Origin of the sequence: Sphingomonas sp. PP-CE-3G-477 (assembly GCF_003050745.1) — a bacterium.
Taxonomy (GTDB): Bacteria; Pseudomonadota; Alphaproteobacteria; order Sphingomonadales; family Sphingomonadaceae; genus Sphingomonas.
Genome location: NZ_QAOF01000001.1, coordinates 1,060,393 through 1,081,415 on the forward strand (window position 1 = coordinate 1,060,393; position 21,023 = coordinate 1,081,415).

16 protein-coding genes and 1 pseudogene are annotated in these 21,023 nt (G+C 67.1%); 7 read left to right on the forward strand and 10 right to left on the reverse strand.

Features of this window, described 5'->3' with window-relative positions; translation table 11 throughout:
* Positions 1-48 precede the first annotated feature (48 nt).
* A complete protein-coding gene (locus tag C8J45_RS04925) occupies positions 49-2,871 on the reverse strand; it encodes a TonB-dependent receptor (RefSeq protein WP_107962057.1) in 2,823 nt (940 codons plus the stop codon).
* Positions 2,872-3,146: 275 nt separating this feature from the next.
* Between C8J45_RS04925 and C8J45_RS04930 the strand changes: the two genes are divergently transcribed.
* Complete coding sequence (locus C8J45_RS04930; protein ID WP_107962058.1) at positions 3,147-4,010, forward strand: endonuclease/exonuclease/phosphatase family protein; 864 nt, start codon at positions 3,147-3,149, stop codon at positions 4,008-4,010.
* 69 nt (positions 4,011-4,079) lie between these two features.
* On the opposite strand, the gene C8J45_RS04935 is transcribed toward C8J45_RS04930, so the two are convergent.
* The 6 genes from C8J45_RS04935 to C8J45_RS04960 all read right to left on the reverse strand — a co-directional run bounded on the left by C8J45_RS04935 (position 4,080) and on the right by C8J45_RS04960 (position 9,614).
* A complete protein-coding gene (locus C8J45_RS04935) occupies positions 4,080-5,168 on the reverse strand; it encodes an LLM class flavin-dependent oxidoreductase (protein ID WP_107962059.1) in 1,089 nt (362 codons plus the stop codon).
* Between the two features lie 18 nt (positions 5,169-5,186).
* The gene (locus C8J45_RS04940; RefSeq protein WP_181321092.1) at positions 5,187-6,422 is read right to left on the reverse strand and encodes a rhodanese-like domain-containing protein; all 1,236 of its coding nucleotides are present in this window, start codon (positions 6,420-6,422) and stop codon (positions 5,187-5,189) included.
* Entirely contained in the window at positions 6,419-7,033 is a 615-nt protein-coding gene (locus C8J45_RS04945) for a cysteine dioxygenase (protein ID WP_107962061.1), read from the reverse strand. Before C8J45_RS04945 ends, C8J45_RS04940 begins: the two co-directional genes overlap by 4 nt.
* On the reverse strand, positions 7,033-7,788 hold the full coding sequence (locus C8J45_RS04950; protein WP_107962062.1) for an ABC transporter ATP-binding protein: 756 nt from the start codon (positions 7,786-7,788) through the stop codon (positions 7,033-7,035). Before C8J45_RS04950 ends, C8J45_RS04945 begins: the two co-directional genes overlap by 1 nt.
* Positions 7,789-7,791: 3 nt before the next feature.
* Positions 7,792-8,592: an ABC transporter permease gene (locus tag C8J45_RS04955; protein WP_107962063.1), complete on the reverse strand. Its 801-nt coding sequence runs from the start codon at positions 8,590-8,592 to the stop codon at positions 7,792-7,794.
* Positions 8,593-8,768: 176 nt separating this feature from the next.
* On the reverse strand, positions 8,769-9,614 hold the full coding sequence (locus tag C8J45_RS04960) for a LysR substrate-binding domain-containing protein (RefSeq protein WP_107962064.1): 846 nt from the start codon (positions 9,612-9,614) through the stop codon (positions 8,769-8,771).
* Positions 9,615-9,822: 208 nt separating this feature from the next.
* Here C8J45_RS04960 and C8J45_RS04965 point away from each other — a divergent pair, with 208 nt between their 5' ends.
* Genes C8J45_RS04965 through C8J45_RS04980 form a run of 4 tightly spaced genes read left to right on the forward strand, consistent with a single transcriptional unit; the run spans position 9,823 to position 13,743 of the window.
* Complete coding sequence (locus C8J45_RS04965; protein WP_107962065.1) at positions 9,823-10,989, forward strand: acyl-CoA dehydrogenase family protein; 1,167 nt, start codon at positions 9,823-9,825, stop codon at positions 10,987-10,989.
* On the forward strand, positions 10,986-11,924 hold the full coding sequence (locus C8J45_RS04970) for an NAD(P)-dependent oxidoreductase (RefSeq protein ID WP_107962066.1): 939 nt from the start codon (positions 10,986-10,988) through the stop codon (positions 11,922-11,924). Before C8J45_RS04965 ends, C8J45_RS04970 begins: the two co-directional genes overlap by 4 nt.
* 11 nt (positions 11,925-11,935) lie before the next feature.
* Positions 11,936-12,772: a class II aldolase/adducin family protein gene (locus tag C8J45_RS04975; RefSeq protein ID WP_107962067.1), complete on the forward strand. Its 837-nt coding sequence runs from the start codon at positions 11,936-11,938 to the stop codon at positions 12,770-12,772.
* Positions 12,769-13,743, forward strand: a complete 975-nt coding sequence (locus C8J45_RS04980) for an ABC transporter substrate-binding protein (protein ID WP_258191286.1) — start codon at positions 12,769-12,771, stop codon at positions 13,741-13,743. The genes C8J45_RS04975 and C8J45_RS04980 overlap by 4 nt, the downstream gene beginning before the upstream one ends.
* 112 nt (positions 13,744-13,855) lie before the next feature.
* On the opposite strand, the gene C8J45_RS04985 is transcribed toward C8J45_RS04980, so the two are convergent.
* From C8J45_RS04985 to C8J45_RS04995, 3 genes are all read right to left on the reverse strand, one after another.
* Complete coding sequence (locus tag C8J45_RS04985; RefSeq protein WP_107962069.1) at positions 13,856-14,860, reverse strand: lysylphosphatidylglycerol synthase transmembrane domain-containing protein; 1,005 nt, start codon at positions 14,858-14,860, stop codon at positions 13,856-13,858.
* Complete coding sequence (mgtA, locus tag C8J45_RS04990; protein WP_258191310.1) at positions 14,857-17,382, reverse strand: magnesium-translocating P-type ATPase; 2,526 nt, start codon at positions 17,380-17,382, stop codon at positions 14,857-14,859. The genes C8J45_RS04985 and mgtA overlap by 4 nt, the downstream gene beginning before the upstream one ends.
* Before the next feature lie 103 nt (positions 17,383-17,485).
* A complete protein-coding gene (locus C8J45_RS04995) occupies positions 17,486-18,088 on the reverse strand; it encodes a GNAT family N-acetyltransferase (RefSeq protein ID WP_258191287.1) in 603 nt (200 codons plus the stop codon).
* A 145-nt stretch (positions 18,089-18,233) separates the two neighbouring features.
* Here C8J45_RS04995 and C8J45_RS05000 point away from each other — a divergent pair, with 145 nt between their 5' ends.
* The gene (locus tag C8J45_RS05000) at positions 18,234-18,821 is read left to right on the forward strand and encodes a hypothetical protein (RefSeq protein ID WP_181321093.1); all 588 of its coding nucleotides are present in this window, start codon (positions 18,234-18,236) and stop codon (positions 18,819-18,821) included.
* Positions 18,800-20,914: pseudogene (locus C8J45_RS05005) on the forward strand (copper-translocating P-type ATPase); the annotation flags it as partial. The gene C8J45_RS05000 and the pseudogene C8J45_RS05005, both read left to right, overlap by 22 nt.
* Positions 20,915-21,023: the final 109 nt, after the last annotated feature.

A 21,023-nucleotide genomic window follows, 5' to 3' on the forward strand; every position in this document is an offset into this window, starting at 1 on the left:
GGAAAGGGTGCCGCCGGTCACGCGAATCGCCGGCGGCAAGCGGTCGGACTACATCTTCATCGTCAGGCTGAACTGGAACACGCGGCCGGTCTTCATGTACCCGCCGTTGCGATCGTTCGAAATGTACCGCTCTGACTTGCCGACCGTCGCCCAATAGGTGTGCTGGTCGAGCAGGTTGCGCGCCGCCACGCCGATTTCGAGGTTGTCGGTGGCGGCGAACGCCAGGCCGAAGTTCAGTTCGCCGACCGGCTGGACGTAGATGTCGGGCTGGCTGTCCTGCACGTTCGAGAGAAAGCGGCCGGTATGGTTGTACGACAGGTTGGTGCGAACCTTGCCGTCGGCGTAGAAGACCTCGGCATTGTAGATCAGGTCCGGTGCCTGCGGCAGGCTGGAGCGACGGATGTCGGTTGCCGAGATCTGGTAGTTCGCCTCGGTGCGCTGATAGGTGATGTTGCCGCCGACGCCGAAATTACCGAGAAAAGTCGAGCCGACCATGTCGCCGATGGTGAAGCGCCCCGACGCCTCGACTCCCTTGGCGTTGCCACCGCGACCATTGACCGGCTGAATGGTGACGACATTGCCCACCGTTTCGCTCAGCGACCGCGTGCCGGTCGGCACCAGGATGTTCTTCAGATCCTTGTAGTACAGCGCGACCTGAAGGTAGCGGCCGACGCCGCCATAATATTCGACGCCGGCGTCATAGCTCCAAGCCTCGACCGGTTTCAGGTCTGGATTCGGCCGAGTGACAGTGATCACGCCGTTCGAGTCCGCATCGCTGCGGCGGGTCGGTCCGGCGATCTGATCGAACCCCGGGCGGGCGTAGCTCGACCGGATCGCCCCGCGCACAACGAACCGGTCGTCGGGCTTCCATGCCGCCAGCACGCTGGGATCGAGATGGTCGTAATTGCGGCCGGCATTGACGAAGCTGCCGCCGATGCCGTTCGCATTCGCGGAGAAGTAGCGTGCATCGAAGCTGTTGTCCTCATAGCGGACACCCGGCACGACTTCGAGCGTCCCCAGCTTGAGCGTCGCGGTGCCGTACACCGCCTTGCGCTTTTCGTTCGCCTTCAACAGCCCCTGGTTGATCACCTGCTGAGACACGGTCGCCAGGTTCACATATTGGCTAACCTGAGAATCGAGCTGGCTGCGCTCCAGAACCTTGATCCCGCGAGAGGGATAATAATCGAGGAAGTCCTTGAGGACATAGCCGAGATACTGGTTGATCGTCGGCCCCTGCACGGTGCCCGCCTGCAACGGCGTCAGGAACCGGTAGCGGGTGACATCGGGCGACAGCGAACGGCCATCGCGATCCGAATCCTCGTACAATCCGCCGACCGCGATGCTCGCGAGGACGCCCGTACCCTCCCAGCCGACGCTGCCCTTCACGGTCTTCTTGACCTCCGACAGATAGTCATAGCCCTGCTGGACATAGAGCTGTGTCGGGCGGTCGAGCGAGCCGACATAGGCGCTGGCGCCCGACGACAGCACCGGGCGCGGCGAACGTGGGTTGGACAGGTTGACGACCACGCCTTCGCTCGACAGACCGGTATTCGTCGCCGCGCCGTTGTAGGCGACGCCGCGGAACGCTGCCTCGATCCGCTGCGGCTGGTCGAACCGGCCATCCGCATAGGCACCCTCGAGCGACGCGGTGAAGCCATTCCAATGCGCCTTGCCGCCAACTTGCGCCGAGAACAGTTCCTGCTCGACGTCCTCCGTGCGGAAGTAGCTGGCCGGGTTGATGCCGAGCGGGGTGTAGATCCCGGCGGCGTTGTACGCCTGAGTCGTCCCACCGCCGGTCAGCGTACGGACCGGGTTGCCGTTGGTCTGGCCGCGCGTGAGTTCGTTGCGCAGACCGGTCTGGTTCATCGTGTTGGTATTGAGATAGGTCGCATAGTTGACGCGGGCGAACAGCTCGACGGGGTCGCTGTGGAAATCGAGCGAGCCTGTCGCGCCGTACCGCTTGATCTCGTTGTCGTAGAAATTCCACTGGACGCCGTCTGCCGACAGCGCATCGCCATTGGCGCGAGCAGTGCCGACGTTGAAGTTGGTCGTCTTGTAGTCGTTCTGGACTGCAGTGGATTCGGCGGCGTTGGCGCGCTCCTCGTAATAGCCCGCGACATAGACGCCGAACTGCCGGTCGCTGCCGAACCGGCGGGCCGCATCGATGCCGACCGCGCCGCCAAAGCCCTTCTGCTTGCGATCGAGCGCGAGTTGCGCGCCTTGGGCCAGCACGCGGGCGCGGGTGAAGTCGGTCGAGAAGTCGAACGCGGTCGGCGTGCGCAGGTCGACGATACCCGCGATCGAGTCCGAATCCTTGGCGGCGCCCGGCGTCTTGTCGACTGCGATCGCGCCGACCGCGAACGGCGAGAACAGGTTGAGCGAGATCGCGCGCGAGCTGCCCGCGACCTGCGGCAGGCGCAGGCCGTCGAGCGTGTACGCGTTGTAGCTGGTGTCGAACCCGCGGATCGAGACGTATTGCGCCTCGCCGGTAGCGCTCTGGTTGCGCCCCTGGTCGCGGCTGACCGAAATCCCCGGCAGCGTCTTGGCGAGATCGGCGATCCCGGTCTGCGAATGGATCGCGACGTCGCCGGTGGTGACGATGTCGATCACGCCGACCGCGTCATGCTCCTCTGCCAGTGCGTTCTGCTGGCGACGGCCGTTGACGACGATATCGCCGGTGAGCGCTTCGCTGGCGGTTTCGGCGGGGATCTGATCGGTCGCAGCAGCCTCTGCCGGTGCGGTCTGCGCGAACGCAGCGCTGGCAGGCAGGCACAGGATCGCGGCCGCGAGCGCACCCGGCGCGGCGTGGGCGAGCAGGGCAAGCGCGCGCGATCGCTGCCGGCGTACCGGCAACGTGTAGGTCGAATTCATGGGTCCCCCCTGGGATGGTCGTTATGGGCAGAGCCGCCCGTTCGAGGGGTGCGTTAGGGCCGGTTCGATACGATTTTGTGACACTCCGCCGCGTTTGCGTGCGAATATGACGGCGCGTGCAAAAAGTTGTCGCGGTTTGGAGACAGTCGGACATCGGGCGAAATTTTCGCTGGCGGGGTCACCGCGGAGTCCGTCATCGCCACGCAATGATCGGCCGATAATACGCTGTCGCAACGCCGTTTCGGCGGGCACGTCCTTGCTTCGAGATTTACGTCATGCCCTTGATAGTCCTGCGTCTGATCGCGCTGTTGTCACTCGTCCTAGCCAGCCCCGTTGCTGCACGGACGCCCGATCCGGGTTTGCGGGTGATGACCTTCAACGTCCGCTATCCAAATCCGGACGACGGTCCGAACGTCTGGGCAAAGCGCCGCGCGCTGTTCGTGCGGACGATCGCCGCGGCGAACCCGGATGTGATCGGCACGCAGGAACTGTTTGCCGCCCAGGGTAACGACATCGTTCGCGCACTGCCCGGCTATGCGTGGTTCGGTCGTGACCGGCGGGGTGGCCATGACGACGAGCATATGGGGATCTTCTATCGGCGCGACCGCCTTCGGCTGGTTCGGCACGGCGATTACTGGCTGTCCGACACCCCTGCGGCAATCGGCAGCATGGCGTGGGGCGTGACCCTGCCGCGGATGGTCAACTGGGGCGTGTTCGAGACCCACGGCCCGGTGCGACGTCGCTTCGTACTGTTCGACACGCATTTCGCGCACCGCGACGAGGACGACGTCGCGCGGACGAAATCCGCGACGCTGTTGCTGGAACGGTTGGCGTCGATTGCCGGCGACCTGCCGATCGTGCTGACCGGCGACATGAATGCCACCCCCGAAAGCGACGCTTACCGCCTGCTTGCAGGCCATCTGACCGACGCCTGGGCCGCGGCGCCCGTACGCCTCGGCCCAGACCGTACTTTCCACGATTTCACCGGGAGTCCCGATCGACGCATCGACTATGTCTTCGTCCGCGGCTTCAGGCCGACCCGCGCGGAGGTGCGTACCGACCACATTGGCAGCCTGTATGCATCGGATCATTTCCCGGTCGTCGCAGAGTTGCAGTTCGAGAACCCGATCGGGCGATGAATGGCCGGGAACATCCGGCGAAACCCGGTGATACGCCCGTCTTGATGTGCCCCTAGATGACGCCCCGTTTCAGCCCACTGCTCGCCTGGGTTCGGCATCGCGTGCGGCGATCAGTTCGTGGACGACCGGCAGCAGGTCGCGGCCATAGTCGATCGCGTCCTGCAACGGCTCGAAGCCGCGGATCAGGAAATGGTCGATGCCGAGGTCGTAATAATCGAGCATTGCGTCCGCGACCTGCTCCGGCGTCCCGACCAGCCCGGTCGAATTGCCTTGCGCACCGCCTAGTGCCGCCACCCCGGTCCACAGCCGCTTGTCGACGCGGTAGCCCTGGCTTGCAGTCTCGAGCAGGCGTTGCGAACCGGCGTTCGGTGGTGCGTGGCCGCTGGTCGCCGCACCGGCCGAGACACGCAGATCGCGGACCTTTTCGACGATCTGGTCGGCTTTCTTCCATGCTGCTTCTTCGGTGTCGGCGATCACCGGGCGCAGCGACAGCGAGAAGCCGGGGCTGCGGCCATAGCGTGCGGCGGCATGGCGGATCGTGCCGACCGCCTCGCGGACCTGCGCCTGCGTCTCGCCCCACAATGCGTAGACATCGGCGTGGCGCCCAGCGACGTCGATAGCGGCGGGCGACGATCCGCCGAAGAACACGGGCAAATTGGTCGGCTTGATTTGGCTGAACGCCTGGCGGACGTTGTAGAAACGCCCGTCGTGATCGAACGGCGTGGCCGACGACCATTCCTGTTTCAGGATCTCCAGATATTCGTCGGTGCGCGCGTAGCGATCGTCCTTGACCGAATGATCGCCGTCGCGCGCCATCTCGCTGTCCGCGCCGCCGGTGATGATGTGCACCGCGACGCGGCCGCCCGAGAGCTGGTCGAGCGTCGCCAACTGGCGCGCGGCGAGCGTCGGCTGGGTAAAGCCGGGGCGGTGCGCGATCAGGAAGCCGAGCTTGGTCGTGATCGCGGCGGCGTGCGCGGCGACGATCTGGCTTTCGGGGCTGTCGGAGCCGAACGGGATCAGGACGCGGTCGAAGCCGCCTTTTTCCTGCGCGATCGCGGCGGCCTCGACATAGGCTTTGTCGAGGCCGCGTGCCTTGCCGACGCCGTGGATTTCGGACGCGTCGTTGAAACCGATATAGCCGATGAACTTGACGGGCATGACGTGTCTCCTGTGGTGTTAGATGACGTAGAAGCCGTGCGTGCCGTCGCGCGCGAGCTGGTCGACCAGGCCGTATTCCCAGTCGAGATAGGCCTGCATCGCGGCGGCGGCGTTGTCGGTGCCTTCGTAGGGGCGCTTGTACCGGTGCGCGGGGTCGCCCGGCGGGATGGTCGGGCCGGGACCGGCTTCGAGGTCGCCCCCAGTGCCATTGGCGAACCCGCCGTCGAGGACGAACACGTCCCAGCCGAGTTGCGCGAGCCACGACGCGGTCATGTCGGCTCGCGGCCCGATGTCGTCGGCAAGGACGATCCGCGCACCGCGAACCGGCGCGGCGATGTCGGTTTCCTGCACCAGCTGCCCGCCGGGATAGGACCGGAAGCCGGCGATGTGGCCCGCGGCATATTCGTCGGGGCGGCGCACGTCGAAGCGGTAGAGCGTGCGGCTGGTGTCGCGTTCGAGCACCGCGAGCTCGGCAGATGTCAGGCGTTTTACACCGGCGCGGTAGGCGACGGCGCGGGCGGTGGCGGCGGTCTCGTCGCTTTGTCGAACTTCCGGCGCAGGGCGATTGCTGCCGTGCGCGAGCGACTGGCCGGCGAGCGTCCAGCCGATCGTGCCGTTGCGCAACGCGACGACGCGGTTGGGGATGCCGGCGTTGATCAGCGACTGCGTGCCGATGATGCTGCGCGTGCGGCCGGCGCAGTTGACGATGATCGTCGTGTCGGGATCGGGCACCGCCTCTGCGACGCGCAACACGAGTTCGGCGCCCGGCACGCTGGTCGAGCCGGGGATGTTCATCGTCGCATATTCCTCGAACCGGCGCGCATCGAGGATCGCGATGTCGGCCTTCTCCTCGATCAGCGCGGCGACATCCTCCGCCGCCAGCCACGGCGTGTGCCGGCGCGCCTCGACCAGCTCGCCGAACGCCTTCGAGTAGGAATTCACGTCCTCGAACACTTCGAAACCTGCCGCCCGCCAGCTTGCGAGACCGCCTTCGAGGGTGGTAATTTGGGTGTAGCCGAGCGCGGTCAGCGCTTTGGCAGCGGCGGGTACATAGCCCTCGCCGTCATCGTACAGGACGATCGGTACGTCCTTGCGCGGGAGGCGGATCGTCGCTTCCAGGTCGACGCGATCGAAGGCGAGGTTGGCAGCGAACAGCGGGTGCCCGGTCGCGAACGCGGCTTCGTGACGGACGTCGAGCAGCGCGATTTCGTGCCCGAGCAGCAGCGCGGTGCGGATTTCGGTGGGATTAGTCAAAGCGTTGCTCCCGAACGGTCCCAGAGGTTCGGCAGCACGGCGTTGGCATAGCCCGACACGAACCGCTTCGGGGTACCCGCCGCGTCATAAGTCGCGCGTTCGACCGCGCCGATGTTGCTGCCGTAGAGGTGGATACTGATCGATACGCGGTCGTCGAACGCGTTCGATACGCGGTGGATATCGCCGACCGAGGGCGAGACGGCCTCGACTTCGCCGGCTTCGAGCCGCTCGATCGCGCCAACCGCGTGCAAGCCACCATCCGGGTAGCGCGCGAACCGTTCGGACAGTTCGGCGCCGCGCAACACGCCGACCAGACCCCAGACGCGGTGATCGTGGATCGGTGTCGCCTGACCCGGTCCCCAAACGAAGCTGACGACGGAAAAGCGTTCGCGGCTGTCGCAGTGGAGGAGGTATTGCGAATAACGATCCGGGTTTGGGGCGGCGTAGGCCTCCGGGAGCCAGTCGTCGTGCGCGACGAGCCGGCCCAGCGCCGTGCTGCCTTCCTCCAGCAGCGAGCGTTCGTCGCGGGTGCGGTCGAGCAGCGTGCCGATGCCGGTGACGAAATCGCGTAGGCGATCGAGGCGCGGGCGGTCTTGTACGAGGCTCGCCATCATTCGGCCTTCACGAAGGGCAGGGGCTCGTCCCGTTCCACCCCGAGCGATCCCAGCAACCGCTCGCGCAACGCCGTCGCGATCCCGGTACGTTGTCCGCGCGGGACCGAGATGCGTTCCTCGACGACGATCCGCCCGGCATCGAGCACCAGCACGCGGTCGGCCAGTGCGATCGCCTCGTCGACGTCGTGCGTCACCAGCAGCACGGCGGGCTTGTGCGCGCGCCACAGCGCCATCACGAGGCCGTGCATTTTCACGCGGGTCAGCGCGTCGAGTGCTGCAAACGGCTCGTCGAGCAGCAGCAGTTTCGGTTCGCGGACCAGCGCGCGGGCGAGCGCCACACGCTGCGCCTCGCCGCCCGACAGCGTCAGCGGCCAGACGTCGAGCCGGTGGCCGAGCCCGACTTCACGCAGCGCCGCCTCTGCACGGTCGCGTACGTCCGGGCCCTTCAGTCCGAGCCCGACATTGCGCCACACGCGCTTCCACGGCAGCAACCGCGCATCCTGGAACACGACGGCACGAGAGGTCGGGATCGTCACGTCCTGTGCATCGGCGGTATCGAGTCCCGCGAGCGTCCGCAGCAACGTCGTCTTGCCCGACCCCGAACGCCCGAGCAGCGCGACGAACTCGCCTTGGGCTATCTCGAGATGAAGATTGTCGAGGACCGTGTTGGTACCGAAGCTGCGCGAGAACCGCGAGAGCTTGACGACGGGGCGGACGGGCTGCGGCATCGGGATGATGTGTGAAATGGTCATGGTTCAGGCCTCCACGAGCTTGGGGCGCCACGCGAGCGCACGGTCTTCGATCAGGCGCACCGACTGGTCGGCGAGCAGGCCGAGCCCGGCATAGACGAGCAGGCAGACGACGATGATGTCGGTCCGCATGAAATCGCGTGCATTGTTGATCAGGAAGCCGAGACCTGCCGAGGCGTTGATCTGTTCGGCGACGACCAGGATCAGCACGGCGACGGAGAAGGCGTAGCGCAGGCCGACCAGCAGTTGTGGCAACGCGGCGGGCAGGACGATGTCGGTGATGATCTGCGCGCGCGACAGGCCAAAGCTGCGTCCCGCGTCGATCAGCCGGACGTCGACGCCGCGGATGCCGTTGTAGAGATTGAGATAAACCGGAAACAGCGTCGCGAACGCGATCAGCGCGATCTTGGGGGTCTCGCCGATCCCGAACCAGACGATGAACAACGGCGACAGCGCGAGCGCAGGCAATGTCCGCAGCATTTGCACCGGCGAATCAACCGCGGCCTCGCCCTCGCGGGTGAGGCCGGCGACCAGGGCGAGGACGATGCCGAGGCTCACCCCGATCACGAGGCCCGCCGCCGCACGACCGAGCGATACGGCAAGGTTGGCGGGCAATTCCCCCGATACGATCATGCCCCACAGCGTGCCCAGCACCTGCGAAGGCGCCGCCAATGTACGGGTGGGGATGAGGCCGAGCCGGGACGCCGCTTCCCATGCCAGCATGAGCGCTATCGGCGATACCCAGCGGCTACGCTGGAGCCTGCTCTGCCATGATCGGCTGGTGGATCGTTGGGACGTCTTCGCCATGGACAGCCTTTCGGACGCTCGTTTTCCGGAGCGCCTTCAATGCGTCTTCAATTCCTAGTCGTTCAATAGAGAATGGCTTGCTAGCCTTATGAGCGTTGCAAATACGAGCCTAAAACCGCCTCGATCTCAGCAGGTTAGGGGAACGGGAAAGAAAGCCTTTGCGGCCGTGAAGAGCGTCAATCTGCGCTGGCGGATTCGACGATCGAACGAAGGACGACGTCGTGGAGCCGGTCGAGTACCGGATGTCGCGTGTCGTTGATGTGCAGGACATAAGCGACGCGGGGCAGCGCGGGGAGCCCGTCGTGGATTTCCTGATCGAGCCCCATCAAGGCGTCGGTGCGACAGGTTATACCGATCCCGCCGGTCACTGCTGCGCGCAAGGCGGACAGGCTCGGCGTCTCCAGGACGATCCGGTAGGGCCTGCCCGCCGCCTCCAGTGCGGCGATCGCGGCATCGCGGAACCGGCATGGCTTCTGGAGCACCGCCAAGGGCAAGATCTCCGCGGATATCAGGCGTGGATTGCCGAGCCAGTGCATGTCGGCGGTCGCGACGGCAGCCTTGTCGGTGTCCTCGCCGATGCACAGGACGATATCGAGGCGGTCGGTCGCGAGCAGATCGAGCAGTTCGGCCGACCCTGCGACGCGAACGTCGAGCGAGGCGTCGGGGTTGCTCGACGCGAACACGGATAAGACGCCGGACAACAACGTTTCCGCAAAATCCTGGACGAAGCCGATCCGCGCGGGGCCGGCCAGGCTTCCGTCGCCAAGTGCCGCCAAAGCACGGTCGTTGACCGCGAGCAGGTCGCGCGCGTGCGGCAGGAACCGTTCGCCCTGCACCGACAGGACGAGCCTGCGTCCCTCCCGCCGGAACAGCGCGACCTGGAGCAGTTCCTCCAGTCGTTTCATCTGCAGGCTGAGCGCGGACTGGCTGACGAACACGCGGTCCGCGGCACGGAGCATCGAGCCGGCATCGACGATCGCGACGAAGCTGCGCACGACGTCGGTGGGAATGTTGACGGCCATGATCGGTCCTAGAAGCCAGGCTCATATGCGTTAGCAAACAATCTACATTGATTCGATGGGAAATGAAGCGCTCCTTGCTGCGGGAAAGGAGCGCAGCATTGGTATATCCTAATCCCGGACGCGGATCGCAGCACGGCAGCCACGCGCCGTGCGCGACCGATCGTCTTCCCGTGAAGCCTGTCGGCGACCTGACCGGCGGGGTCCTGCGATGAGTGCGCAACTCCTCTCGATTGCGCCGCAAGTTCCGACGCTTGATCTGGATGCGATCCTGCCGGGGGTGACGGCCGCGTTCGCTGCAACCGCCGCGCAGCATGACCGCGCGGGTACGCTGCCGGTAGAGAACTTCGCGCTGCTGCACCGTCACGGCCTGCTCGCGCTGACCGCGCCACGCCGGCTTGGCGGTGGTGGCGGCGATCTGGCGGAAGCGCGGCGCGTGATCGCAGCGGTCGCTCGCGGCGAACCGGCGACCGCGCTCGTCCTGACGATGCAGTATCTGTTTCATGCCGGGCTCGACGATCGGTCCGGTTTCTCGGAGGCGCTGAAGACGCGTGTCGTCGGCGAGGCGTTGCGCGATGGTGCGCTGATCAATGCGCTGCGGGTGGAGCCGGATCTGGGTACGCCGGCGCGCGGCGGCCTTCCCGGCGCGATCGCGCGCCGTACTGCTGAGGGCTGGCGGCTCGATGGGCGGAAGATCTTCTCGACCGGCTCGACTGCACTGACGTGGATGGTGGTCTGGGCGCGTTCGGACGACGCCGAGCCGCTGGTCGGCGGCTGGCTGGTGCGCGCCGACACGCCGGGCATTCGGATCGAGGAGAGCTGGGATCATCTCGGGCTGCGCGCGAGTGCCAGCCACGATGTCGTGTTCGAGGACGTTCTGGTGCCGTTCGATCAGGCGCTGGAGCCCAGGCCGGTCGGCAAGCAGCCGCCCTATTCCGCTGCGTTCGCCAACTGGTCTGCGGTGCTGACATCGGCGATCTATGATGCCGTCGCACGGAATGCGCGCGACTGGCTGGTCGGCTGGCTGATCGATCGCAAGCCGACCAATCTCGGTGCGTCGTTGTCGACCTTGCCGCGGTTCCAGGAGGTGGTCGGGACGATCGACGGGCTATTGTTGCAGAACCGCTTGCTGCTAGATGCCGGTACGTCGGGTGCAACAAGCGGGTTGGAGGCGGGGCTGGTCAAGCACCTCGTCACCGAGAACGCGATCGCCGCGGTCGAGAAGGCGATCGCCGTCACCGGGAATGCCGGGCTGACGCGGCGCAACCCTTTGGAGCGACATCTGCGCGACGTGTTGTGCGGTCGCATCCATACGCCGCAGGGCGATGTCGTACTGGGCAGCACCGGTCGCGCGGCGTTTGCGGAGCGTGGCGCGTGACGCGTGTTCAGGTCGCCAGCCAGCTACCGGCGCTCTTCAACGACGCCTTTGCAGCCTCGACGCAGGCGGCTGAGATCGTCAGCATCGCGCCCGGATCGGCCGGGCTCGCGCATGGACCCGAGGTCCTGATCGCCGCGCCGTTCCGACGGCCGGGCGATGCGTTCCCGCCGCGACCCAGGGGCTGGCCGTTCGACCTGCGCTGGATTCAGCTCGTCTCGGTGGGCATCGATTTCTATCCCGACTGGCTGTTCGAGGGACCGGTCGTCACCACCGCGCGCGGCGCTTCGGCGATTGCGCTGGCCGAGTTCGCGCTTGCCGCGATCCTGGCGGAGGCGAAACATCTGCCCGACATCTGGATCCGCGATCGGAAAGACTGGGTCGCCAAGCCGCTCGCGACCGTCGCTGGCACCACTCTCGGGCTGATCGGGTTCGGCGCGATCGGCGAGGCGCTCGCACCGCGCGCACAGGCGCTGGGGATGCGGGTGATCGCCACGCGCCGCTCGGACCTGCCGCTCGCAGCGGGTGTCGAGCGTGCCGACCCCGCGACGATCTTCGCGCAGGCCGACCACGTCGTCCTCGCCGCGCCCGCGACTGCACAGACCGAGCGGATGGTCGACGCGAAACTCCTGTCGCTTGCCAAGCCCAACCTGCACCTGATCAACATCGCGCGCGGCATCCTGATCGACGACGATGCGTTGCTCGCCGCGCTCGACGAGGGGCGGGTCGGGCGCGCAACGCTCGACGTCACCTACCCGGAGCCGCTGACCGCCGGGCATCGTTACTACACGCATCCCCGCGTCCGCCTGTCGCCGCATACCAGCGTCCACACGACCGAGACGCGGCGCAATCTTTCGCTGAGTTTCGCCGCCAATCTCGATCGCTTTCGCCGCGGGCAACCGCTCGACGGCGTGGTGGATCGCGCCCGCGGCTATTGAGGAGACCGACGATGACCAACCCGCTTCCCCTGCGGCGCCAAGAGCCGGCCGAGAGTGCGATCGTCGAGGCGCTGTTGCCCGAATTCGGGTCGTCCGTGATCCCGGTCCACGCCGATCCCGTGGTCGAGCGGCTGTATCGCAAACAGCGTCTGGCCGCCGCGTACCGGCTGTTCGGGCGCAACGGCTACGACATGGGCGGGGCGGGGCACATCACGGTGCGCGATCCCGAATGGCCCGATCACTTTTGGGTCAACCCGTTCGGCGTGCATTTCGGCCGGATCAAGGTGTCGCACCTGATGCTCGTCAGTCACGAAGGCGTCGTCGTCGAGCCCCCCAAGGGCGTGCCCGCGCGCCTCAACCGTGCGGCGTTCGCTATCCACTCGGAGCTGCACAAGGCCCGGCCCGACGTGATCGCGGCGGCGCATTCGCATTCCTTGTACGGCAAGGCATGGTCGTCGCTCGGCCGGCTGCTCGATCCGCTGACGCAGGACTCCGCCGCCTTCTACGACGATCACGCGCTGGTCGAGGAGTATAGCGGCGTCGTGCTCGACGCGAGCGAGGGCGAGAAGATCGCGCGTACATTGGGCCATCGCAAGGCGGTGATCCTCCAGAACCACGGCATCCTGACGGTCGGGCATTCGGTCGAGGCGGCGGTGTGGCGGTATCTCGCGATGGAGAATGCCTGCCAGGCGCAGTTGCTCGCCGAGGCTGCCGGCACGACCAAGCCGATGAGCGACGCGGTCGCGCGGCACACCGCGTCGCAGGTCGGCACGGAGGTCGGCGCACTATGGGCGTTCCAGCCCTATTGGGACGTGATCGTCTCGCAAGAACCGGACCTGCTCGATTGAGCCCGCTGGTTTCCCGCCGCGCGGTGATCGGGGGCGCGCTGGCCTTGTCGGCATGCGGACGCGGAGGTTCCAAACCGGTCGCGCTGAAGGACGTGACGCTGCGCGTCGCCACCTACAAGGGCCAGATCGACTCGTTCTTCGCGCAGGCCGGCGAGGCGGCGCCGCCCTACAAGGTGAGCAAGGCGCTGTTCGCGGGCGGCAACCAGATCGTCGAGGCGATCAACGCCGGCGCGATCGACTTCGGCGGGATGAGCGAGATACCGCCGATCTTCGCCGCCGCCGCGGACCCGCTGTTCCGGCTGATCGCGGTGCAGCAATATGACGTGAACAATCAGGTCGTGCTGGTGCCGGCTGGCTCGACCATCCGCGATGCGGCGGGTTTGCGCGGTAAGCGGGTCGGCTATGTTCGCGCGACCACCTCGCATTACATACTGTTGCGCCTGCTCGACGAAGTTGGGCTGACGTTCGCCGACGTCGTGCCGATTGCATTGTCGCCATCGGACGGACTGACCGCGTTCCAGCAGGGGCGGCTCGACGCATGGGTGATCTACGGCGTGCAGGGCAGTCTCGCCCGGTCGACCGGCGCGCGCGTGCTCGCCACCGGCAAAGGGAGGTTGTCGGGCAATTACGTCGTCGCGGCGTCGACCGCCGCGCTCGCCGACCCCCTGCGCGTCGAAGCCATCGGCGACTATCTCGGCAAGATCGCGCGAACCTTCGTATGGTCGGTGGCCAACCCCGCGGCCTGGGCGACGGCGCTCGCCAAGGATACCGGGGTGCCCGAGGCGATCTGGCTCCAGCAGTTTCGAGAGCGCAGTTCCGATCCGCGCATAGTGCCCGTCACCGATGCGGCGATCGCCTCGCAGCAACAGGTTGCGGACCGGTTCGCGACGGCAAAGGTGATTCCGGCGAAGGTCGATGTGCGGCCGCTCTGGTCGACTGTCTTGAATGCCCGGATCGGCCAGATCTACTGAACTTGGTCGGGGCGATCGCTTGACGGGGGAAGTGATGCACCATGGCCGCCGAAGCGGGCGACGGACCCAACCGGCGCGAATGCGGGCTATCGCGCGTGCTGTGTGAGGATCGTCACCGCCCAGGTGATCGTTGGCGAAGCGACGTGTCGGCCAGTGCGGATCGGATCAGTACGAACCCCGGCAGCAATGGCAGCCATAACGTGAAGACCCGCAGCAGCAAGGTGGCTGCGAGCGCTGCTTCGACGGGGATGTCCATCAATGTCAGCATACCGGTCGATCCCGCCTCGAACGTACCGAGACCGAGCGGGATCGGACCGAGTGTCGCCAGCATCGACGCGGTCATGACCGCGACGAATGCGACGGCAAAGCCGACCGGGTGACCGAGCGCGAGGAAGCACACCGTGAGGCTCGCGGCGTCGGCCAGAAAGACTAGGCTGTTCACCGCAGCGACGCGCATGATGAGTTGGCGGTCTACGAGCAGGCGCTTCGGTGCCTCGCCGACGATCGCCACTAGCGTCCGGATGGCCGCAAATCGAACGAATGTCGGCGAGAACGGACGTCGCCCGCGTCGCCGGATCCACAGAGCCACTCCCGGTATCGCCGTTGCGACGACGAGAAAGATCGCGACGAAACCGGCGATCCAGATCGAGGCGAGCCCCTTGATCCACACCATTACGAGCATCGCCAGCGCCAAGACGCCGTACGCCGCATAGAAGCCGATCATCGCAACGAGCAGTGCGGCGACGGCATGGCCCCGATGGACGCCAAGCGCGGTGAGGCGATCGACGAGGTAAAGGTTGCCGCCCATACCCGCGACCGGGATGACCTGGTCGGCGAAGAGTTTTCCGACCGCGATCGGATAGAGCTTGCGGAACGGTTGCGGCTGACGGGCTTCGGCCAGCACGAATGCCCAGCCGGCCGCGACGCTCGCGTAGGTGGTTGCCTGTAGCACCACCGCAAACATCAGCCAGCCGGGTCGAGCATCGCCGAGCATCATCGCGAATGCGTGCAGGTCGCCGATCCGCAACACGGCGGCGACGACGATCGCGATCACCGCGATGCCGAGCAGCCAGCCGGCATGGCGTAGAGCCCCGCGCCAGATGTTTACCATCGTCATCCAGCGCGACCGCGGCCGTGGCGCCGGGGTTGCGCAGGGCGATGGTCGAACAGGAAGGTCTTCAGGAGTTCGGCGAGCACCAGATAGGCCAGCGTGACGCCCGCCAAGCTCACCATTACCGCGAGCGGCGGCGCGACGAAGCCGAACCAGCCGCCGACCGGCGTGAACGGCAGCACCATCGCCACGAGCAGCGCACCGAGCGACGACAGCGCGAGCGCCGGGCGCGGCAGGTCCGCCCACGGACGACCGTTGGTGCGGATGACGAAGATCACCAGGATCTGCGTCGCCATCGATTCCAGGAACCAGGCGGTGCGGAACTCGGGTGCGGCAACGTGGAAGATCAGCGACAGCCCCGCGAACGTCAGCAGGTCAAACGCCGACGACAACGGACCCATGACGGCGGCAAAGCGGATCAGCGCGGGCATGCTCCACACCTGCGGCCTTGCGACGGCTTCGGGCCGGACGCCGTCGAACGGAATGCCGATCTCCGACACGTCGTAGAGCAGGTTGTTGAGCAGGATCTGCGTCGGCAGCATCGGCAGGAAGGGCAGGAACAGCGACGCTGCCGCCATCGACAGCATGTTGCCGAAGTTCGAACTGGCCCCCATCCGGACGTATTTGAGGATGTTCGCAAACGTCCGCCGACCCTCCTCGACGCCGTCCGCCACCACGCCGAGATCGCTGTCGAGCATGATCATGTCCGCCGACGCCTGCGCGACGCTGGCGGCGCCGGCGACCGAAAGGCCGATATCGGCGAGCTTCAGCGCAGGCGCGTCGTTGATCCCGTCGCCGAGATAGCCGACGATCGCACCGTCCGCCTGCAACGCGCGGACCAACCGCGCCTTCTGGTCGGGCGCGAGCCGGCCATAGGCGTCGACCTCGCGGACCTGCACCGCCAGCGCGTCGTCGCCGAGCCTCGCGATGTCGGCGCCGGACAGCACGCGGGACGTAGCAAGGCCGACCAGTCCGGCAAGGCGCGCGACCACCACGGGATCGTCGCCCGACAGGATTTTCAGCCGGATCCCCGCCGCCTGCAGCCGCGCGACGGCGGCGGGCGCGGTGTCCTTCGGTGGATCGGCGAATGCGCAGAGGCCGGCGTAGACGAGGTTGGTTTCGTCCTGCGGCGTCGGCGGGCGAGCCGGGCCGTCCCAGGGTCGCGAGGCGATCGCGATCGCGCGAAGACCCTGTTCGGCAAGCGTGCGGACCTGCGCGAGGACGGCTGCCCGGTCCGCGTCGGTCAACGTGGCGCATCCCGCGAGCACGGCCTCGGGCGCCCCCTTGGTGATCAGGATGATGCCGTCGGTTCCGCTCGCCAGCACCGTCCCGAGCCGCCGGTCGAAGTCGAACACGCTTTGCGCAGCCAGCGCCCAACCCTTCGCGGCGTCCGGCGATGCGGTAACCAGGGCCGTATCGAGCGCGCCGCGATCACCGCCGAGCGCGGCTGCGATAGCGCCGAGCCGTGCGGCTTCCGGATCGTCCTGGCCTGCGCGGTCGATGCTCCGCGCGAGGCTGATCTGCGCGGACGTGAGCGTACCGGTCTTGTCGGTGCACAGGATCGTCATCGCGCCGAGATCGTGGATCGATGCAAGCCGCTTCACGATCACCTTGCGCTTCGCCATCCGCATCGCGCCGCGCGACAGCGTGACGGTGGTGATCATCGGCAACAGCTCCGGCGTCAGCCCGACGGCGAGCGCGACCGCGAACAGCAACGACTGGAGCAACGGCCGGCCGAGGAAGATGCTCGCGGTCAGCACGACCACGACCAGCGCCAGCGTCAACCGGGTCGTCAGCAGGCCATAGGCATGGAGGTCGCGCTCGAACGGGGAGGGGGCGGCATCGGTCGCCAGCGCCGCCGCCGCCGAACCGAACAGCGTCGCCCGCCCGGTGCCGACGACCAGCGCGGTCGCGGTACCGGTCTGCGCGATCGCCCCGCGGAACAGCGCGTTCGAGGCTTCGGCAGCGGAGGTCGCCGTGACGATGCCGGCACGCTTGTCGACCGGATAGGGTTCGCCGGTCAGCGCGGCTTCGTTGGCGGTGAAGGCGGTGCTGTCGAGGATCAGCGCGTCGGCGGGAATGATGTCGCCCGCGCGAACCTCGACGATGTCGCCCGGCACCACCCCCTCGACCGCAACCGCGACGAACGCGCCGTCACGAAGCACGCGCGCGGAAACGGCGACCGACTGGCGCAGGATCGCGGCGGCGTGAACCGCCTGTCCCTCCTGATAGGTGTCGAGCAGAACGGAGAAGCCGAGGATGACGACGATGATCGATCCGCCGACCGCATCGCCGGTCGCGGCCGATACGAGTCCCGCGGCCAGCAGGATGAGCGAGAGCGGTTCGAGCAGGCGCCGCGCCATCGCGCGTGCCGGGCCGGTGCGGGCTTCGGCGCTGTCGCTGTTGGGGCCATAACGCGTAAGGCTTGCCGACGCCTCGATCGCGGTTAGGCCGCTCATGGTGGCGCCGAGTTCCGCGAACAGCGCGGCGGCCGTCCGGGTCCAGAAGGGCGGTGAATCCCGAGTCAGCGGACGCGCTCGGTCAGGATCGAAGGGCTGTCGGTCATCGCCTCGTTATCGTCGACCGACGTCGCTGAACCCGGACCGGCGCCGCGAAGGCATCGGACCCGGCCTAAAGAGTCATCCGAAGGATCATCGCGGCGGAATCGCCCGGACAGGCCGACGCGATCCAGCCGCGCTCGCGTTCGAGGTCGATCGCCTGATGATTGTCGCGGCTCTCGATCGACTCCAGCGTGCGAATGCCTTTTGCCCGCGCGAACTTCGCGACGTGATCGAGCAACGTCCAGCTGATGCCGAGGCGTTTGAAATCGGCGCGGATCGCGACGGCGACCTCGGCATTCGTGAGCGTCTCGTCCGCGGCCAGCATCGCGGTCGCGAGGATCCGGTCGGTGCCGTATTCGAAGGCGAGGAAGTTCTCGGCATGCTCGTGGTCGACCGTCACCAGGGCCTTCAACTGGGTCTCGTCGACCTTGTGGATCGCGCTGAGAAAGCGGAACCGCAGGTCTTCCTTGTCGACCTTGGTGAAGAATTCGCCGAGCGCGGCCTCATCCGAGGGCGAAGCGGGGCGGACGTGGAAGACATAGCCGCTGCGCGTCGCAAGGTCCGCGGTCCACGTCACCGGTTCTTCGACGGGCGGCGATGGCGCTATTATACGCTCGGGGGCGGTTGCACGCTCGCTGAAGAGTTCGACCATCGTGGCGTCCTTATCGATCACGCACCCGACTTGGGTACGGTTCTGGATTAGCCGCAATGCGTGCCTCGCCGGAGCGTCGGGAAACACGTAGTTTCCGATCCTAGCGACGGTTCCCCTCCAAATTAGGTTGCGGATGGGCGATCCTCCGCCCCTGTGAGGAGACTGCATGACGATCGATATCCAGAGGATGCAGGATCTCGCGCACGAGATCGTCCGGCTTCAGGGCGAACTCGACCGCGAGATCGAGCAACGACGGCGCGCGCTCGGCGTCGAGCTCACCGGCCGGATCGTCGGGTTCGAACACGGCGTGCTCGATGCGCAGCGGCGGTTGAAAGTATCGGTGCTGCGTTTCGTCGCCCGTTCCGATCTGGTCTCGATCGTGACTGCGCCGGTGATCTACTCGCTGATCGTGCCGCTGCTGATCGTCGATGCGTGGGTGAGCCTGTACCAGGCGATCTGCTTTCGCGCGTACGGGATCGCGCGGGTCCGGCGCGGCGACTACATCATGTTCGATCGCGCGCATCTGGGCTATCTGAACCGGATCGAGGCGCTCAACTGCGCCTTCTGTTCGTACGCGAACGGGCTGGTCGGGTTCGTCCGCGAAGTCAGCAGCCGGACCGAGCAATATTGGTGCCCGATCAAGCATGCGCTGCGCGTCGACGATCCGCTTCACCGCTATTACGCCTTTCTCGAATACGGCGATGCGGATGGCTATCGGTCGCGGCTCGCCGAGTTTCGGGATCTGCTGCGATGATGTGGGTCTGCCCGATGCATCCGGAGATTTGTCGGGAGGGACCCGGCGTGTGCCCGATCTGCGGGATGGCGCTCGAACCCGAAGCACCGACCCTGGACGAAGGTGCCAATCCCGAACTCGTCGATTTCACGCGGCGGGTCTGGATTGCCGGGGTGCTGACGGTGCCGTTGCTCGTGCTCTCGATGGGGGCCGAGATGACAGGGATCGCGATCGTCCCGCAGGGTTGGTCGGCCTGGATCCAGCTCGCCCTCACCACGCCGATCGTGTTGTGGGCGGGGCTGCCGTTCTTCGCACGCGGGTGGGTCTCGGTGCGGACCTGGCGGCTCAACATGTTCACGTTGGTTTCGCTCGGTGTCGGCGCGGCGTTCCTGTACAGCGCGGCCGCGACGATCGCGCCCGGCCTGTTCCCGCAGTCGATCCGGATGCACGGGATGGTGCCGGTCTATTACGAAGCGGCGGGCGTGGTGGTGACGCTCGTCCTGCTCGGCCAAGTGCTCGAACTCCGCGCGCGGGCGGCGACCGGGCGGGCGATCCGCGCGTTGCTCGATCTGGCGCCGAAGACCGCGCGGCGGATCGTCGGGAGCGGCGAAACCGAGATTGCGCTGGCCGACGTCGCGCTCGGCGATAGGCTGCGGATACGGCCGGGCGAGGCGATCCCGGTCGACGGCATCGTCGTCGAGGGCCGGTCGTCGGTCGACGAGGCGATGCTGACCGGCGAGCCCGCGCCCGTGCTCAAGACGATCGGTACCACGCTGACCGGCGGCACGATCAACGGCACCGGCAGCCTCGTGATGAAGGCGCGGGCGGTCGGCGCGGACACCGTGCTCGCGCGGATCGTGCGAATGGTCGCCGAGGCGCAGCGCAGCCGTGCGCCGATCCAGGCGGTGGCGGACCGCGTGTCGGGCTGGTTCGTGCCGCTGGTGGTCGCGATCGCGGTCGTGACGTTCGTGGTCTGGTATGCGACCGGCAGTTTCGGCCATGCGCTGCTCAACGCCATCGCGGTGCTGATCATCGCGTGTCCGTGCGCGCTGGGGCTGGCGACGCCAATGGCGGCGATCATGGTCGGCACCGGACGCGGCGCGCGCGCGGGCGTGCTGGTCAAGACCGCGGAGGCGTTGCAGGCGCTCGAACGCGTCGACACGCTGGTGATCGACAAGACCGGTACGCTGACCGAGGGGCGGCCGAGGCTGATCGCGGTCGAGACGCTCGGCGCGATGGCGGAGGACGAATTGGTCGCGCTCGCTGCGGCGGTCGAGCGCCCGTCGGAGCATCCGCTGGCGCAGGCGATCGTCGTGGCGGCGGACGATCGCAAGCTGGCGACGATGGCGGCGACGGGGTTCGTCTCGACGACCGGGCTGGGCGTGGCGGCGGATGTCGAAGGACAACGCGTCGCGATCGGCAATGCGGCGATGATGGTGTCGGTCGGCGCGGGCCCGGCATTGCTTGCACGGCAAAGCGAGACGCGGCGGGGCGAGGGCTCGGGGGTGATGCTGGTCGCGGTCGACGGCCGGCTCGTAGGAATGCTCGTCGTCGCCGACCCGATTCGCGAGACCGCCAAGGCTGCGATCGCCGACCTGCACGCGGAGGGGCTGCGGATCGTCATGCTGACGGGCGACGGTCGCGGGACCGCGGAGGCCGTGGCGCGCGCGATCGGTGGTATCGATGCGGTCCACGCCGACCTCAAACCCGAGGACAAGGCGCGGATCGTCGGCGACTTGAAACGCGGCGGCGCGGTCGTCGCGATGGCGGGGGACGGGATCAACGATGCACCGGCGCTCGCCGCTGCCGATGTCGGCATCGCGATGGGGACGGGCACCGATGTCGCGATCGAGAGCGCGGGCATCACGCTGACCAAGGGCGATCTCGCGGCGCTGGTGCGGGCGCGGCGGCTTGCGCAGGCGACAATGCGGAACATCCGTCAGAACCTGGCATTCTCGTTCCTGTTCAACGGGATCGGCGTGCCCGTGGCTGCGGGCGTACTGTACCCGATGACCGGCATCCTGTTGTCGCCGATGCTCGCGGGCGCGGCGATGGCGCTGTCGTCGTTCGCGGTGGTGACCAACGCGCTGAGGCTGAACGCGGTGCGGCTGTAACCGCGGACTCGTCACATTCGCATCGTGCCGGTATCGAGGAACCGCTGGTGGCACCGCAGGCAGGCATATCGGCTTCTGCAGAAGGGCGGGCGGGGTGGACGACGCATGT

What these genes read in the sequence shown, in the direction of transcription:
- C8J45_RS04925 (WP_107962057.1), bottom strand. Translation starts at nt 2,871, where the DNA reads ATGAATTCGACCTACACGTTGCCGGTACGCCGGCAGCGATCGCGCGCG.
- C8J45_RS04930 (WP_107962058.1), top strand. Translation starts at nt 3,147, where the DNA reads ATGCCCTTGATAGTCCTGCGTCTGATCGCGCTGTTGTCACTCGTCCTA.
- C8J45_RS04935 (WP_107962059.1), bottom strand. Translation starts at nt 5,168, where the DNA reads ATGCCCGTCAAGTTCATCGGCTATATCGGTTTCAACGACGCGTCCGAA.
- C8J45_RS04945 (WP_107962061.1), bottom strand. Translation starts at nt 7,033, where the DNA reads ATGGCGAGCCTCGTACAAGACCGCCCGCGCCTCGATCGCCTACGCGAT.
- C8J45_RS04950 (WP_107962062.1), bottom strand. Translation starts at nt 7,788, where the DNA reads ATGACCATTTCACACATCATCCCGATGCCGCAGCCCGTCCGCCCCGTC.
- C8J45_RS04955 (WP_107962063.1), bottom strand. Translation starts at nt 8,592, where the DNA reads ATGGCGAAGACGTCCCAACGATCCACCAGCCGATCATGGCAGAGCAGG.
- C8J45_RS04960 (WP_107962064.1), bottom strand. Translation starts at nt 9,614, where the DNA reads ATGGCCGTCAACATTCCCACCGACGTCGTGCGCAGCTTCGTCGCGATC.
- C8J45_RS04965 (WP_107962065.1), top strand. Translation starts at nt 9,823, where the DNA reads ATGAGTGCGCAACTCCTCTCGATTGCGCCGCAAGTTCCGACGCTTGAT.
- C8J45_RS04975 (WP_107962067.1), top strand. Translation starts at nt 11,936, where the DNA reads ATGACCAACCCGCTTCCCCTGCGGCGCCAAGAGCCGGCCGAGAGTGCG.
- C8J45_RS04985 (WP_107962069.1), bottom strand. Translation starts at nt 14,860, where the DNA reads ATGACGATGGTAAACATCTGGCGCGGGGCTCTACGCCATGCCGGCTGG.
- C8J45_RS05000 (WP_181321093.1), top strand. Translation starts at nt 18,234, where the DNA reads ATGACGATCGATATCCAGAGGATGCAGGATCTCGCGCACGAGATCGTC.